Genomic DNA, 15147 nt, shown 5'->3' on the forward strand with positions numbered 1-15147 from the left:
ACACATAGCCCCTCAATAATGGATGCTTCCCACTTCTTTCTATAAGAGAAAGCAGGGAAGCATTTATTTTTCTCATTATTTTTGTGTACGTTTGCAGATACATACTCAATGCAGCAATTTACATGGAATTATTAGTATACAAAGCCTCTGCCGGCTCAGGCAAGACCTTTACGCTGGCTGTGGAATACATCAAGCATTTGATAATCAATCCACGCGCCTACCGGCAGATACTTGCCGTAACCTTCACCAACAAGGCTACGGCAGAGATGAAGGAGCGCATACTGACACAGCTTTACGGTATCTGGAAGGGAGCACCTTCTTCCGAAGCATACTTGGAGAGAATTAAAAATTATAAATTAAAAATTAAAGAAGAAGGCGGGGACAGATTGACGGACGGGGAGATTCGTCAACGGGCCGGCATGGCACTGCAATACATGCTGCATGACTACAGCCGTTTCCGCGTGGAAACCATCGACTCCTTTTTTCAATCTGTGATGCGCAACCTTGCCCGCGAACTGGAACTGAGTCCTAACCTGAACATAGAGCTGAACAACAGTGAAGTGCTGAGTGATGCCGTAGACAGCCTCATCGAGAAGCTTACCCCCACTTCTCCCGTGCTGGCATGGCTCCTGGACTACATCGACGAGCGCATCCGCGACGACAAACGCTGGAACGTATCGAATGAGGTGAAAAGTTTCGGACGAAACATCTTCGATGAAAGCTACATAGAACGCGGAGAAAAACTACGGCAATGCCTTCGTACTCCGAACACGCTGAAACTCTACCGGGATGTGCTGCGCGATATGGAAACCGAGGCTCTGGAACAGATGAAAAGTTTCTACGACCAGTTTGAAGGCGAACTGGAAGGGCATGCCCTCACTCCCGAAGACTTGAAAGGAGGTGCCCGAGGCATCGGCAGTTACTTCCGCAAACTGCGCGACGGCAGACTGTCTGACAAAGATGTGCTGAACGCCACCCTGCAAAACAGCCTGGCAGATGCAAAAAACTGGGCAACGAAAACATCCTCACGAAAGGACGACATCATCTGTCTGGCAAAAACCAGCCTGATACCTCTACTGCAGGAAGCCGAAAGAATGCGTCCGCAACGCAACCGCACCCTGAACAGTTGCCGTCTCTCGCTCCAGCATCTCAACAAACTACAACTCCTCAACCATATTGACGAGGAGGTACGTACACTGAACCGAGAACATAACCGCTTTCTACTTTCGGACACCAACGCCCTGCTGCACAAATTGGTGCGCGAGGGTGACTCTTCGTTCGTCTTCGAGAAAATCGGCGCCAACATACGCAACGTCATGATTGACGAATTCCAGGACACCAGCCGCATGCAATGGGACAACTTCCGTCTGCTGTTGCTCGAAGGACTTTCGCAAGGAGCCGACAGTCTGATTGTGGGAGATGTGAAGCAGTCCATCTACCGCTGGCGGAACGGGGACTGGGGAATACTGAACAGCTTGGGAAATAAAGAATTAAACTTAAACTCCTTCCCCGTCCGTGTGGAAACCCTAAAAACAAACCGGCGTAGCGAAACCAACATTATCCGTTTCAACAACCAGGTATTTACCGCTGCCATAGACTACCTCAATGCATTACACCTGAACGAACTGAAAGAGGATTGCCTACCCCTGAAACGCGCTTATGCCGACGTAGTGCAGGAATCGCCCAAGAGCACGGAGTACGGCTACGTAAAAGCCACCTTCCTGGAACCGGACGATGAACACAACTATACAGAGCAGACCCTTCTCGCTTTAGGAGAAGAGGTGCAACGGCTGCTGGAAGAGGGCGTAACACTGAATGATATCACCATCCTTGTCCGCAAGAACAAGAATATCCCGCCGATAGCCGACTATTTTGACAAAGAACTGCATCTTTCTGTCGTGTCCGACGAAGCTTTCCGTCTGGATGCCTCTCTTGCCATCTGCATGCTGATGGATGCCCTGCGCTGCCTATCGAATCCGGAGAACAAGATTGCGGAGGCTGCGCTGATGGAGAATTACAAATTACAAATGACAAATGACGAGCAGTCGGGATTCATCATAGCCACTCCCCTGCCCGAAACCTTTACCTCCCGACGGGAAACGCTGCGCTTGATGCCTTTGTATGAGTTACTGGAAGAACTGTTCAGCATCTTCGGCATGAGCCGCATTGAAAAGCAGGATGCCTACCTCTTCTCCTTCTTCGATGCTGTGACGGAGTATCTGCAAAGCAATTCTTCCGAACTGGCCAGCTTCATCCGCTACTGGGACGAAACCCTTTGCAGCAAAACCATCCCCAGCGGTGAGATGAACGGCATACGCATCCTCTCCATCCACAAGTCCAAAGGACTGGAATTCCATACCGTACTGATTCCCTTCTGCGACTGGAAGCTGGAGAACGAAACCAACAACCAGCTGGTGTGGTGCGCCCCACCGGAAGAGCCTTATAATGCCATCAGCTTAGTACCGGTGAACTATTCCACCACCATGGCGGAATCCATATACCGGCAGGACTATCTGCACGAACGTCTTCAGCTGTGGGTAGACAATTTGAATCTGCTGTACGTAGCCTTTACCCGTGCCGGCAAGAACCTCATCCTCTGGAGCCGAAAGGAACAGAAGGGAACCATGTCCGAACTCCTTGCCAACACCCTGCCCCACATAGCCAAAGACGGAGCAGGCAGTTGGGACGAAGAGGCTTCCATATATGAGAACGGCAAGATTTGCCCTTCCCCCGTCCCCGTCTCACAGCATGACGCAGACAACCCTGCTAACGACGAAGCTAAACCTCTATACTACGAACAGAAACCTCTATACTGCGAACGTAAACCTGAGGTTTACGAACAGCAACCAGTCAACAGACTTTCGCAAAAGCCGGTCAAACTGCCCGTCCACATGGAGAGCATGCTCCACGACATCGAGTTCCGGCAATCCAACCGTTCGGCAGACTTCATAGCAGGAGTGGACGAAGCAGAGTCCAGCCAGCGCTTCATCAACCGGGGACGTTTGCTGCATACCCTATTCTCTGCCATCGAAACGGAAAAAGACATTGACAATGCCATCAGCCAGCTCGTCTTTGAAGGTGTGATTGGACGGAGTGAGACGGAAGAAGAAATACGCAATCTCACCCAACGCGCTTTCTCCCTGCCTCAAGTCAAGGACTGGTATTCAGGAACGTGGCAGCTATTCAATGAATGCGACATCATCTGGCAGGAAAACGGTGAACTGCGGACACGCCGCCCGGACCGCGTGATGATGCGTGGCGAAGAAATCGTAGTGGTGGACTTCAAGTTCGGAAAGCCAAACAAGAAGTACAACAAGCAGGTGCAGGGATACATGCAACTGCTGGTCCGCATGGGGTATGTCGCAGAAAATATACGGGGTTACTTGTGGTATGTAGAGGAGAACAACATAGAACCGGTATAACTCACTCCCCATCCACTATTAATTATCAATTATCAACTAAATCATGGAAACATTCCTCCAACTGGTCGCCCGCGACCTTTACGCCAAAATAGGAAACGACCTCTCGCGCACCGCCATCGTTTTCCCCAACAAACGTGCCAGTCTGTTCTTCAACGAATATCTGGCAACTGAAACGGACCGCCCTTTGTGGTCGCCTGCCTACGTCAGCATCAGCGAACTGTTCCGGCAACTCTCTCCATTGAAGTCCGGCGACCCTATCCGCCTGGTATGCGAACTGTATAAGGTGTTCCGCGAAGAGACCCGCAGCGAAGAAACTCTGGATGACTTCTACTTCTGGGGAGAACTGCTCATCAGCGATTTCGATGACGTAGACAAAAACCTTGTAGATGCCGACAAACTCTTCAGCAACCTGCAAGAACTGAAGAACATTATGGACAATTACGACTTCCTCGACCAAGAACAAGAAGAAGCCATCCGCCAGTTCTTCCAGAACTTTTCCATAGAAAAGCGCACGGAGCTGAAAGCCAAATTCATCTCCCTCTGGGATAAACTGGGCGACATCTACCGCCACTACCGCCGCAATCTTACAGAACTGGGCATCGCCTACGAAGGCATGATGTACCGCAATGTCATGGAGCAACTCGACACCGACCGACTGCGCTACGACCGCTATGTATTTGTCGGCTTCAACGTGCTGAATAGAGTAGAAACCCGTTTCTTCCAGCTCTTGCAGGATGCCGGGAAAGCAATGTTCTATTGGGATTACGACGTGTTCTACACCCGTCTTCCCCTTGAGCAAAAGCCGCCCTATACCCACGAAGCAGGCGAATTCATCCTCCGCAACCTAAAGCTGTTTCCCAACCAACTGCCCGAAACTTCTTTTGATGTACTGCGGAAACCCAAGAACGTACGCTTTATCTCCGCTTCTACCGAAAATGCACAAGCCCGCTACTTGCCGCAATGGATTAGGGGGAATGAAGAATTAAGAACCCCTTCTTCATTCAAAGACACTGCCGTTGTCCTTTGCAACGAATCCCTACTGCTTCCCGTCCTCCACTCCATTCCGGCAGAGGTAAAGAACGTCAACATCACAATGGGATTTCCCCTTGCCCAAACTCCGGTGTACAGTTTTATCAACGCCCTTGTAGAGCTACAGACTACCGGCTACCATGCAGGTACCGGACGATACATCTACGAAACCGTAATCACGCTGCTGAAACACCCTTACACCCGGCAACTTTCCCCCAATGCCGAAACACTGGAAAAACAGCTTACCCGGGACAACCGCTTCTATCCCCTTCCCTCGGAGCTGAAGCAGGACGCATTCCTTGAACAAGTCTTTACACCACAGAACGGCATCGCCGCCCTATGCAGCTACCTCACCGAACTGCTTCGCGAAGTGGCCGTCCTCTACCGCCAGGAAAAAGACGTGGAAGACATCTTCAACCAGCTGTACCGCGAGTCTCTGTTCAAAAGCTACACCCTCGTCAACCGCCTGCTCAGCCTGATAGAGACCGGCGAATTGAGTGGTGTGCGCACAGACACGCTGAAGCGACTGCTGAACCGCTTGCTTACCTCTGCCAACATTCCCTTCCACGGAGAACCCGCCATCGGCATGCAAGTAATGGGGGTGCTGGAAACGCGTAACCTCGATTTCCGCAACCTCATCATGCTCTCCCTCAACGAAGGGCAATTGCCCAAAGCCGGAGGCGACTCCTCCTTCATTCCCTACAACCTGAGGAAGGCCTTCGGCATGACCACCATAGAACACAAGAATGCCGTCTATGCCTACTACTTCTACCGCCTCATCCAACGGGCAGAAAACGTCACCTTATTATATAACATCTCTTCGGACGGACTGAACCGCGGGGAGATGTCCCGCTTCATGCTGCAATTCCTGGTAGAGTCGCCGCACAACATCTCCCTTGAGTACCTTGAAGCCGGACAATCTCCACAACAAGCCCTGGAAATTGAGATTCACAAGACACCGGAGATGTTGCAACAGATGTTCGACGCCTACGACATCCACCGACGTCCCAAAGCGTTCTTCTCCCCCTCTGCCCTCAATGCCTATCTGGACTGCCGGCTGAAATTCTACTACCGATACGTAGCCGGCCTGAAGGCTCTCGATGAAGTAAGCGCCGAAATAGACTCCGCCCTCTTCGGCACCATCTTCCACCGTTCTGCCGAACTGGTGTACAACGAACTGACAACCAACGGACGGGAAATACGTAAAGAAGACCTGGAACAGTTACTGAAAGACGATGTCCGCCTGCAAGCCTATGTGGACAATGCTTTTAAAGAAAAGTTCTTCCATGTGCCCCTTACGGAGCAACCGGAATATAACGGTACGCAGCTTATCCATTCCAAAGTCATTGCCTCTTACCTGCGCCAGCTTCTGCGCAATGACCTGCAATATGCCCCGTTCCGTATGGAGGGTATGGAACAGGACGTCAGAGAAATGATGGAAATAGATACTCCGCAAGGAAAGCTTGCCTTACAGATAGGCGGTACCATCGACCGCCTGGACAGCAAAGGAGACACGCTACGTATCGTGGACTACAAGACAGGCGGTACTCCCAAGACTCCTGAAAATATAGAACAACTGTTTACTCCCGCCGACAACCGTCCCAACTATATTTTCCAGACGTTTCTGTACGCCGCCATCCTCTGCCGCAAGCAATCGCTGAAGGTAGCCCCTTCCCTACTTTACATCCACCGGGCAGCTTCCGAAAGCTACTCCCCGGTCATCGAAATGGGAGCGCCGCGACAACCCAAGGTACCGGTCAACAACTTCGCTTTCTTCGAAGACGAGTTTCGCGAACGGCTGCACGGACTCCTGCAGGAGATATTCAGCCAAGAAGAAACATTCAGCCAAACAGAGGATACCCGGAAATGTGAATATTGCGATTTCCGCAGTCTGTGTAAGAGATAAAAAAACAGACCATCCGTTCATAAGAAACAGATGGTCTGCACGACCGTAACAGACGGTCTATTTGAGTCTGACGGATGGTCTGTTTTACTTCAACGGACCATCCGTTCTATTTTCTTCGTTATCACTTCTTCACCGGAATAGAGAAGCTGAATATGGAGCCTTCGCCTTCCTTGGAAGTAAACCACAGTTTACCGCCATTCTTCACGACAAAATCCTTGCATAGCAACAAGCCCAGTCCCGAGCCTTCTTCGTTGTTCGTGCCGAACGTGCTGAAATGCGTATCAGTATGCAACAACTTCTTCTGCCCCTCCTCGCTGATGCCACAGCCATAATCCTGGACGCTGACAACTGCCATACCATCTACTTCCTCCATCTTCACCAGTACCTCTGAGTTCTCCTTACTGAACTTAATGGCATTACTCAACAAGTTACGGACCACTGTCTTCAGCATGTCAATATCAGCGTTGACCATCATTTTTTCCGGTTTCATCTCGCGGATTCTTATCTTCTTCAGGCTTGCCACCATACTGAAAATCTCAATGACACCGTCTGTCACTTCGACGAGGTCCACATCCTGATAAACCACGTTCAACTTACCGATTTGACTCTTTGTCCATTTCAGCAGGTTATCCAGCAATGAAAACACATCCTCCGTAGTCTGATTAGCCATCGTCAGAAGCTCGTACATTTCGGCGCCAATTTTCTCAGATGGCAAGTTCAATATCAGCATATTCAGCACCATTTTGATGGATCCCATCGGAGAACGTAAGTCATGGGCAATCACCGAATAAAGCTTGTCACGCCCGGCAATAGTACGTTGCAGTTCTTCCGTCTTACTCAAAATCAACCGTTTGGCAGCTACCAAAGATATTTGGTGGGTAACACGGATAATCAATTCCTCCTTATTGAAAGGCTTAGAGATGAAGTCATTCGCGCCAACCTGAAACCCCTTCACAATATCTGCCGTACTATTCAGTGCGGTCAGAAAGATGATTGGAATATCAGCTGTATTCGGATTTGACTTTAAATGTTGAGCTACTTCAAAACCACTCATGTCCGGCATCATTACGTCAAGCAAAACCAAATCAGGATTTTCCTTTTCCACCTGTTCCAACGCTTGCCGCCCGTTACTTGCAGTAGCAATCGCGAATTTCTCATTTGTCAAAAGCACTTTCAACAATAAAACGTTTGACATCACATCGTCAACGATGAGAATCTTGTATTCGGAAGGATTTATTTCCATGTTCATCTTTCTATATTGTTTTTCCCGTTATCAAAATTACTATTTAGTTAGGAACGATATTCCTTAAAATACTCTATTATATACTGTAAACCCTCTTCCAGCTCTATAGTCGGTTCCCAGCCCAACTTTTCCTTTGCCAGAGTGATGTCCGGCTGACGCTGTTTGGGATCATCATGAGGCAGTGGCTTGAAAATCAGTTTCGACTTGGAATTCGTCAGCCTAATGACCTTTTCCGCCAGTTCCAATATGGAGAATTCATTCGGATTTCCCAAGTTTACCGGACCGATAAAATCGTCCTCCGTGTTCATCATCCGCACCATACCTTCTATACAGTCATCTACATATTGGAAACTTCGCGTCTGATTACCCGAACCGTATATCGTAATATCCTGGTTCTGCAATGCTTGAACCACGAAATTGGAAACCACCCGTCCGTCATTCGGCAACATCCGAGGACCGTACGTATTGAATATACGGATAATCTTGATCCGCACTCCATTCTGGCGGTGATAGTCCATAAACAATGTCTCGGCACAACGCTTCCCTTCATCATAACAAGAACGGAGGCCAATTGGATTTACATTTCCCCAATAACTTTCCACTTGGGGATGAATAACGGGGTCACCGTACACTTCGCTGGTAGAAGCCTGCAATATCTTGGCATTCGTCTTTTTGGCCAGTCCCAGCATATTGATGGCGCCCAATACAGAAGTCTTGATGGTTTTAATGGCATCATATTGGTAGTGGATGGGAGAAGCAGGACAAGCCAGATTATAGATTTCGTCCACATCTGCCTCATAAGGGGTTTCCACATCATGCAGTACAAATTCAAAGCGGGGATTGCTCTTCAGATGAGTGATATTTCCTTCCGAACCGGTGAAAAGATTATCCAGACAAATCACCTGATGCCCGTCGTTTATCAATCGGGTACAAAGATGAGAACCTATAAAACCAGCACCGCCACTAACCAAAATTTTCTTCATGTAATGTTTTTTATAGTGCCTTAAAGCACATAGGACCTATTCTGTTTGTTTTGATGCTGACAAATGTAGGCGATTTGACTAAATTATGCAAGTTTGCAACGAAATATTTCACTTGTTAATGAATATAAAGAGGCAGATTAAAAAATCCACCCCTGAAATATTCATTTATTTATCCGCCACATACTCTTCTTTCTTATCCGGAATGCTGAAGTTCTTGTTCGCAAACAAGTCTGCCAGACCCGAAATTTGCTTTAAACGCAACACTTCGTCGCGATCCATTCCGATATTCTTCATTATCCATTCATCAGACATACCGGCTCTGTCCAATTCCGCAACAATATGGCACATCAACTCGATATTATGCGTACCACGGGCACGATTATGACGGATAGTGGACGCCATACGGTTGGAAAGTTCCTTGTCAATCACGACCACGGGAAGCAACCCGTTTTCGCGCTGATAAATTCTTTTGGATGTCTTCAACACCTGATAACGGTGGTAACCGTCCACCAGGATGTAGTTATCCTCTTCCTCATCATAGTAACAGACACAAGGCATGGTGAAACCATCTTCCCAGATGGAAAGCTCCAGAAGCTTCATTTCGGGCGGTGCCACTACATTCGGATTGTAATCGTTTGCTTGTATTTTCTCTATTGGAATTGCCCTTACGTTATATACCGGACTTTTATCTACGCTCATAACATCATATTTTTGAATTGTTCCATTATCTTGTCTCTTTTGTATGCCTCTTCCTTGTTCAAGGCAAAACCCATGTACTTGCAGGCATGGTCATTCTTCAGGATGCATATGCACATCCGCTTATAAGTGGGAATTTCCCGGAATTCCGCGATGTCAATATCATCCAGATAATCCATGCGCACCGGCTTCTTGTTTGTCTTGTAATTCGTGGTATTTATCACTTCAATGGACACTCCTGCATCCCTCAGCTTCTGGATGGTCTCGTCAGCCAGACACCCCCCTTTTGTACGCCAGAATTCAATGCTGACGGTAAGCTTTTTCAAGTAGTTCCTCCGGGTCTCTTCCGGCAAGGTGGAAAGCAGGAACTGCATAAAGCCTTTCCACGTATACCCTTCGGGCAGTCGGACCGTCTGCCACCCCATAGCACGCGTCCCTCCGTAAATACCGGTAAAGTTCACCCCGTTGACCCGCCCTATCATTCTTCCCCAAGTATTCGGGTCGATGACACGATACAGCTTCAGGCTCTCTTGTGCCTCACAAAGAAAAGGGCTTGCCACACGCTGGCGTTCGATATTGACTCCGGCTTTATAATATAGGTCATACAAATGGTTATAGTCAAAGCCGAATTTGCCATTGGCCGTCCAGATATCCGTCGTCTTCCAATCATAAATGGGATAAGCATTGAAAATGTCATTGCCTATCTTCGAGGTCCAGCGGTAATTGTGGTACATCTGATACTTCCGGTTCAGATGGATGCTGCGCCAGCGGTTAAAACTCTCTTGCGTACGGATGCCTATGAGAAAGCAGGCACGCACTCCATCCTTCTTCTCATGCAGCCATTTGGCAAAGTGCATCTGGAACTCATAATCCCACATTTCGGGAGTGTAGAAAGGAAACGTCTCTTTAGTGAGGCAGCCTTTCGGCATCTTCCTTACCCAAATGTCCTCCAAATCCTCCTGCCACGGACGCCAGTAACTCTGGTACATCGACGTACAAGTCGTTACACGGAAAGGCACACAAACACGATACACCTCCAATATATCCTTATTCGCCTCCAATACCCGGTCCACATAATCAATGGTCATGCTGTACTGTATCTCATAGTCCATATGGAATACACACAGTTTACGGTTCAGCCGGTTCCGGCGGATATAGTCTATGCACAAATTCAGCAACACTCCACTATCTTTTCCTCCCGAAAAAGAGACGCATATCGTGTCAAATTCCCTAAAAATCACATCAAGACGTTCTTGCGCCAGTTCATACACATTTTTGGGTGCAGCCATAATTATCAGTTTTTCTTCATTTTCACATAACGGGTCCATACCTTGTCTTCCAAAAAGCCCAGCTCGCTGAAGACATCCCTATCTTCAACAAAGCTAACAGCCGTCAGACTACTCTCCTCGCCCTGCTTCTCAAGTACCTTTTCCAGAAGCAATTTTAGCGTGTCAACATTCCTTTCCTTAATATAATAGTTGTTGATGACACATTCATACTTCTTGTGCTCCACCGGCACAAAACCTACAACATGTTTATTATCCAGAGCAACAAACCACTCGTACTCTTCCGATGTCCGGAAAGGGTAATTGTAGTTCTGTTTCAGCACTTCCGGGCTCATAACCAAAGGGGCTACAAGCTCGTACAGCTTTTTATCCGTACCATGTAATTGCACTATCTGTATCATATCTACATTTATATTATTTGTAATTACGTGTTAAAGATAAAGCTTATTTACGACGGAATATTCTCCTTTTAAATAGATTTAAGAATATAGCCCTGCAATATAAAATATTAATAAATAAATATTATCCCCCTAATTTGTATATGTTGATTAATTTGGGTTTCTTTGCAAAAGAAAGTCACCCGAAGAGAAATAATGAAATATTTACTGCTTTTTATGACCTTTGCCAAGATAGGAATGTTCACTATCGGTGGCGGATACGCTATGATACCTCTCATTGAACGGGAAATCGTAAAAAAGAGATGGATGAGTAAAGAAGATTTCATGGAAATGTTTGCGTTGACCCAGTCACTTCCCGGTGTTTTTGCTGTCAATATATCCATATTCGTCGGCTACAAGCTGCATAAAGTAAAAGGTAGCCTGGTGTGTGCACTTGCCACAATCCTCCCCTCTTTTGTCATCATGATGCTGATAGCCATGTTCTTCGCTCATTTTCAAGACAACCAAGTGATGATACGCATCTTTAACGGTATCCGTCCGGCAGTAGTCGCACTGATTGTGATACCCTGCATTTCGGCTGCACGGGCACTGAAGCTGAAGTATTGGCAACTGGTGCTTCCAGCCATCGCCACCATACTCATCTGGCAATTCGGGCTATCCCCCGTATACATTGTCCTTGCAGGAATTGCAGGAGGAATGCTCTATACATTATGGTTAAAAGATAAACTGAGAAAATTACAGATATGATTTATTGGCAGCTGATATTGGTATATCTAAAAATCGGAATGTTCGGTTTCGGAGGCGGTTACGCCATGTTGTCCCTCATCCAATACGAGGTGGTGGACCACCATCACTGGCTCACCCTGCAACAATTCACGGACGTAGTGGCCATCTCGCAGATGACGCCCGGTCCGATAGGCATCAACAGTGCCACCTATGTGGGCTATGCAGTTACTCAAAGCGTGTGGGGAGCTGTCGTGACCACCATTGCAGTATGTCTTCCCTCGTTCATCCTGGTATTGCTCATCTCTTACTTCTTCGTGAAATGCAAGGACAACAAATACATCAAGGCGGCAATGTCGGGACTGCTGCCCATGTCCGTATCATTGATAGCTGCTGCTGCCCTATTGCTGATGAACAAGGAAAATTTCATAGATTACAAAAGCATACTTATCTTTGCAGCCGCTTTCGGCGTGACGTGGAAGTGGAACCTCCACCCTATCTTACTGATAATCCTTGCCGGAGTCGCAGGCTTCCTTCTATATTGAAGAAGCGGTAGAGACGGACACCATCTTGCGGGCATATGCCCACACCACGCAATAGGCAACCAGCGGTACGATGAACGCCCACACCATCGTCGTATGGTCTGCCACCAGTCCCATCAACAGCGGACCTACCACGCCTCCCACGGGAGACATCATCAGGAAAGAGGAAGCCCTCTTGGTATGGTTGCCCAGCCCGCGCAAGGAAAGTGCAAAAATCGTGGGAAACATAATAGCCTCAAACGCATATCCGCACAACAGAGCAGCAAGCGATATCATCCCTACATTCAGCAGTACCAACGAAGTAGTCACTACTGTCCCCGTAGCACACACCAACAACATTTTCTCGGCACGCACACGTCCCATAATCCAGCTACCGGCAAAACGTCCCAACATAAATAATCCCAGTCCACCGAAAGAAAGCACTACGGAAGCTTCGCGGGCATTCATCCAATTCTGCTCCACCACGTAGTTGATGAAGAAGCTGTTGATGGAAATCTCGCCGACTTCATAGGCAAACAAAGCTATCAATCCAAAAATAAAAAGCCGGTGCGACCACAGTCCTACCTTATTACCAGCTTCGTCCACCTCCACGCTATGTTCAATCTCGGGCAACTTGATTCTTGAAAAAACCAGTGCAACCAGCACTACTACTACCCCCATGCAGATGTAGGGCAACGCCACATTGCCCGCCCCTGCCTGCCCATCCTTCGAGAAGAGCAGCAATCCGGCCAAAACCGGTGCGCAGATACATCCTAAGCCATTGAAGGATTGTGCAAAATTCAAGCGACTGGCAGCAGTCTCCTTTGCTCCCAACTCAGTGGCATAAGGATTGGCGGCGGTTTCAAGAAACGTCAGTCCACAGCCTATCACGAACAGTGCAAACAAGAAAAGATTGAAGGACAAATAGTGCTGTCCGGGAATGAAGAGCAACGAACCGATACCATAAAGCAACAGACCGAACACCACCCCCCGGCGGTATCCGAAGCGGCTGATAAAAAGCCCTGCAGGAATAGCCATGATGAAGTAACCCATGTACATCATCATCTGTATAAAAGCCGAATGCGCCTTCGTAATGTCCAGTATCTCTTGGAAGTGCTTGTTAAGTACATTCAGGATGGCGTGGGCAAATCCCCACAAAAAGAAAAGAGAAGTAATCAAAATGAAGGGTACAAGATATTGTCCGCCCACCAATAGTATTCGTTTCTGTTTCATAATATGATAATTCCAGACAACCGTTATAAAGCGATTGATAATTGCGGATGCAAAGATAAACAAAACTCCCGGTCTTTACCCAATATTTTCACATTCGCTATTGTACAGAGTTGCTTTTTCTCTACCTTTACTGCCGTTATACAATGTTAAGCCATGAAAAACGTTATCCCCCGATACAATTTCTACAAGACCAAATACGGAAGTGAACTTCTGATAGATGTCGTCGACCTGAAGTATACCCGGAAATTTTTGACCAAGGGAAGCGTACATATTCTGACTTACTATGACATCACCTTCATTACAGAAGGAGAAGGGAACTTCACCATCAGCAACCGAACACACCAAGCAACTCCCGGTGATGTATTTTTCTCCAAGCCCGGTGAAGTACGTAGCTGGGATACAGACCGCATCGGCAATGGTTATGCTTTAATCTTTGAAGATACCTTTCTGACCTCCTTTTTCAAAGACCCACTATTCGTGCGACACCTTCCATTCTTCCGAATGGGAAAGACGGCAAACAAACTTCATCTGCCAGACGGACTCTATTCACGGATGTTACAACTTCTGCACAATATAAAGGGCGAAATCGACTCCTTCCACCCACACGATACGGGCATATTGCGCGCCTTACTTTACGAGGCCCTCATGCTACTCAACCGTGCCTACCGCACTTCTATTCCTCCGGAATCAGACAAGGAAATCCTTAAAGACAGTAGCAGCTTCCACCTCAGCCGATTTATCGAACTGGTTGAAAAGCACTTTCGGGAACAGCATTCCGTACAATTTTATGCCGACAATCTCTGCCTCACACCCAACTATCTGAATGAAATCGTATCTTCATCCATGAACATCAGCGCCAAGCAATACATCCTTAACAAGCTGACGGATGAGGCCCAACACCTGCTTGCCCACACCGACCTACCCATTTCAGAAATCGCCTTTGAGCTTCACTTCTCAAGTGTCTCCTACTTTGTACGTAGCTTCCGCCAATGTACAGGACAGACTCCCCTCACCTATCGGAAAACAAAGAAACCGTAAAAAGTTACATTTTCCCCTTGTTTTTTATTGCATAAAAGCTCTGCTCGACAGCTATCTTTGTCCCCTGAACAATAAACCCATTAAAAAGAACAAAACAATGAGAGATGCAGAAAAAACAGTAGGGAACATGATTGACAAGGAAAAGACCATCTTTATCGGTTCCGTGGATGCCGAAGGTTTCCCAAACATCAAGGCCATGTTGCAAGCCCGCAAAAGGGAAGGAATCAAACACATCTACCTGACAACAAACACCTCGTCGATGCGCGTTTCGCAGTTCCTCAAGAACAATCGCGCATGCCTTTACGTCTGCAACGCACGCTTCTTCAAGGGTGTAATGCTGCGTGGCACGATGGAGGTTCTGACAGACAATGCCAGTAAAGAGATGATATGGCGGGAAGGCGACACCATGTACTATCCCGAAGGTGTGACCGATCCCGACTACTGTGTCTTAAAATTCACTGCCTTCTCCGGTAGGTATTACAGCGGATTCAAGTCAGAAGACTTCACGATAGAACAAACTATAAATACTCATTTATAGTTACTCTTCACATCACGCCGTTTCAGTACAAAAACCGGCAGAAAAAAGAAGATGCCGATGACGGACATCACCAGTCCTCCAATGGTACCTGCCGCCAATGGAAACCAGAAAGCCTCCTTGTCCTCACCTAT

12 protein-coding genes are annotated in these 15147 nt (G+C 47.6%); 6 read left to right on the forward strand and 6 right to left on the reverse strand.

Annotated elements, in window-relative coordinates; genetic code table 11:
- The first annotated feature begins 122 nt into the window (after window positions 1-122).
- Window positions 123-3422: a UvrD-helicase domain-containing protein gene (locus DWZ03_RS05305; protein WP_044467630.1), complete on the forward strand. Its 3300-nt coding sequence runs from the start codon at window positions 123-125 to the stop codon at window positions 3420-3422.
- Window positions 3423-3465: 43 nt separating this feature from the next.
- Window positions 3466-6357 carry a PD-(D/E)XK nuclease family protein gene (locus tag DWZ03_RS05310; RefSeq protein WP_009038619.1) on the forward strand — a complete coding sequence of 964 codons (2892 nt, stop codon included), beginning with the start codon at window positions 3466-3468 and terminating at the stop codon, window positions 6355-6357.
- A 121-nt stretch (window positions 6358-6478) separates the two neighbouring features.
- On the opposite strand, the gene DWZ03_RS05315 is transcribed toward DWZ03_RS05310, so the two are convergent.
- The 5 genes from DWZ03_RS05315 to DWZ03_RS05335 form a co-directional block, all read right to left on the reverse strand.
- A complete protein-coding gene (locus DWZ03_RS05315; RefSeq protein ID WP_005836562.1) occupies window positions 6479-7606 on the reverse strand; it encodes a response regulator in 1128 nt (375 codons plus the stop codon).
- Between the two features lie 41 nt (window positions 7607-7647).
- Window positions 7648-8583, reverse strand: coding sequence for a UDP-glucuronic acid decarboxylase family protein (locus DWZ03_RS05320; RefSeq protein ID WP_005825375.1), 936 nt, complete (start codon window positions 8581-8583; stop codon window positions 7648-7650).
- Between the two features lie 165 nt (window positions 8584-8748).
- Entirely contained in the window at window positions 8749-9282 is a 534-nt protein-coding gene (locus tag DWZ03_RS05325; RefSeq protein ID WP_005825377.1) for an IbrB-like domain-containing protein, read from the reverse strand.
- Window positions 9279-10568: a DUF3440 domain-containing protein gene (locus DWZ03_RS05330; protein WP_087332529.1), complete on the reverse strand. Its 1290-nt coding sequence runs from the start codon at window positions 10566-10568 to the stop codon at window positions 9279-9281. Before DWZ03_RS05330 ends, DWZ03_RS05325 begins: the two co-directional genes overlap by 4 nt.
- 5 nt (window positions 10569-10573) lie before the next feature.
- The gene (locus DWZ03_RS05335; protein WP_087332530.1) at window positions 10574-10966 is read right to left on the reverse strand and encodes a hypothetical protein; all 393 of its coding nucleotides are present in this window, start codon (window positions 10964-10966) and stop codon (window positions 10574-10576) included.
- A 192-nt stretch (window positions 10967-11158) separates the two neighbouring features.
- Here DWZ03_RS05335 and DWZ03_RS05340 point away from each other — a divergent pair, with 192 nt between their 5' ends.
- Window positions 11159-11710 (forward strand): chromate transporter, encoded by a 552-nt coding sequence (locus DWZ03_RS05340; RefSeq protein ID WP_005825383.1) that lies wholly within the window; start codon window positions 11159-11161, stop codon window positions 11708-11710.
- The gene (locus DWZ03_RS05345; RefSeq protein WP_005825387.1) at window positions 11707-12231 is read left to right on the forward strand and encodes a chromate transporter; all 525 of its coding nucleotides are present in this window, start codon (window positions 11707-11709) and stop codon (window positions 12229-12231) included. The genes DWZ03_RS05340 and DWZ03_RS05345 overlap by 4 nt, the downstream gene beginning before the upstream one ends.
- Here DWZ03_RS05345 and DWZ03_RS05350 read toward each other — a convergent pair.
- Window positions 12223-13440 (reverse strand): sugar MFS transporter, encoded by a 1218-nt coding sequence (locus DWZ03_RS05350; RefSeq protein WP_044468192.1) that lies wholly within the window; start codon window positions 13438-13440, stop codon window positions 12223-12225. The two genes, DWZ03_RS05345 and DWZ03_RS05350, sit on opposite strands and share 9 nt — an antisense overlap.
- A 153-nt stretch (window positions 13441-13593) precedes the next feature.
- Here DWZ03_RS05350 and DWZ03_RS05355 point away from each other — a divergent pair, with 153 nt between their 5' ends.
- Window positions 13594-14478, forward strand: coding sequence for an AraC family transcriptional regulator (locus DWZ03_RS05355; RefSeq protein WP_120129090.1), 885 nt, complete (start codon window positions 13594-13596; stop codon window positions 14476-14478).
- Window positions 14479-14575: 97 nt separating this feature from the next.
- Window positions 14576-15016: a pyridoxamine 5'-phosphate oxidase family protein gene (locus DWZ03_RS05360; RefSeq protein ID WP_016273562.1), complete on the forward strand. Its 441-nt coding sequence runs from the start codon at window positions 14576-14578 to the stop codon at window positions 15014-15016.
- Window positions 15017-15147 lie beyond the last annotated feature (131 nt).

The sequence above is a fragment of the Bacteroides sp. AF29-11 genome, from assembly GCF_003602895.1.
Taxonomy (GTDB): domain Bacteria; phylum Bacteroidota; class Bacteroidia; order Bacteroidales; family Bacteroidaceae; genus Bacteroides; species Bacteroides uniformis.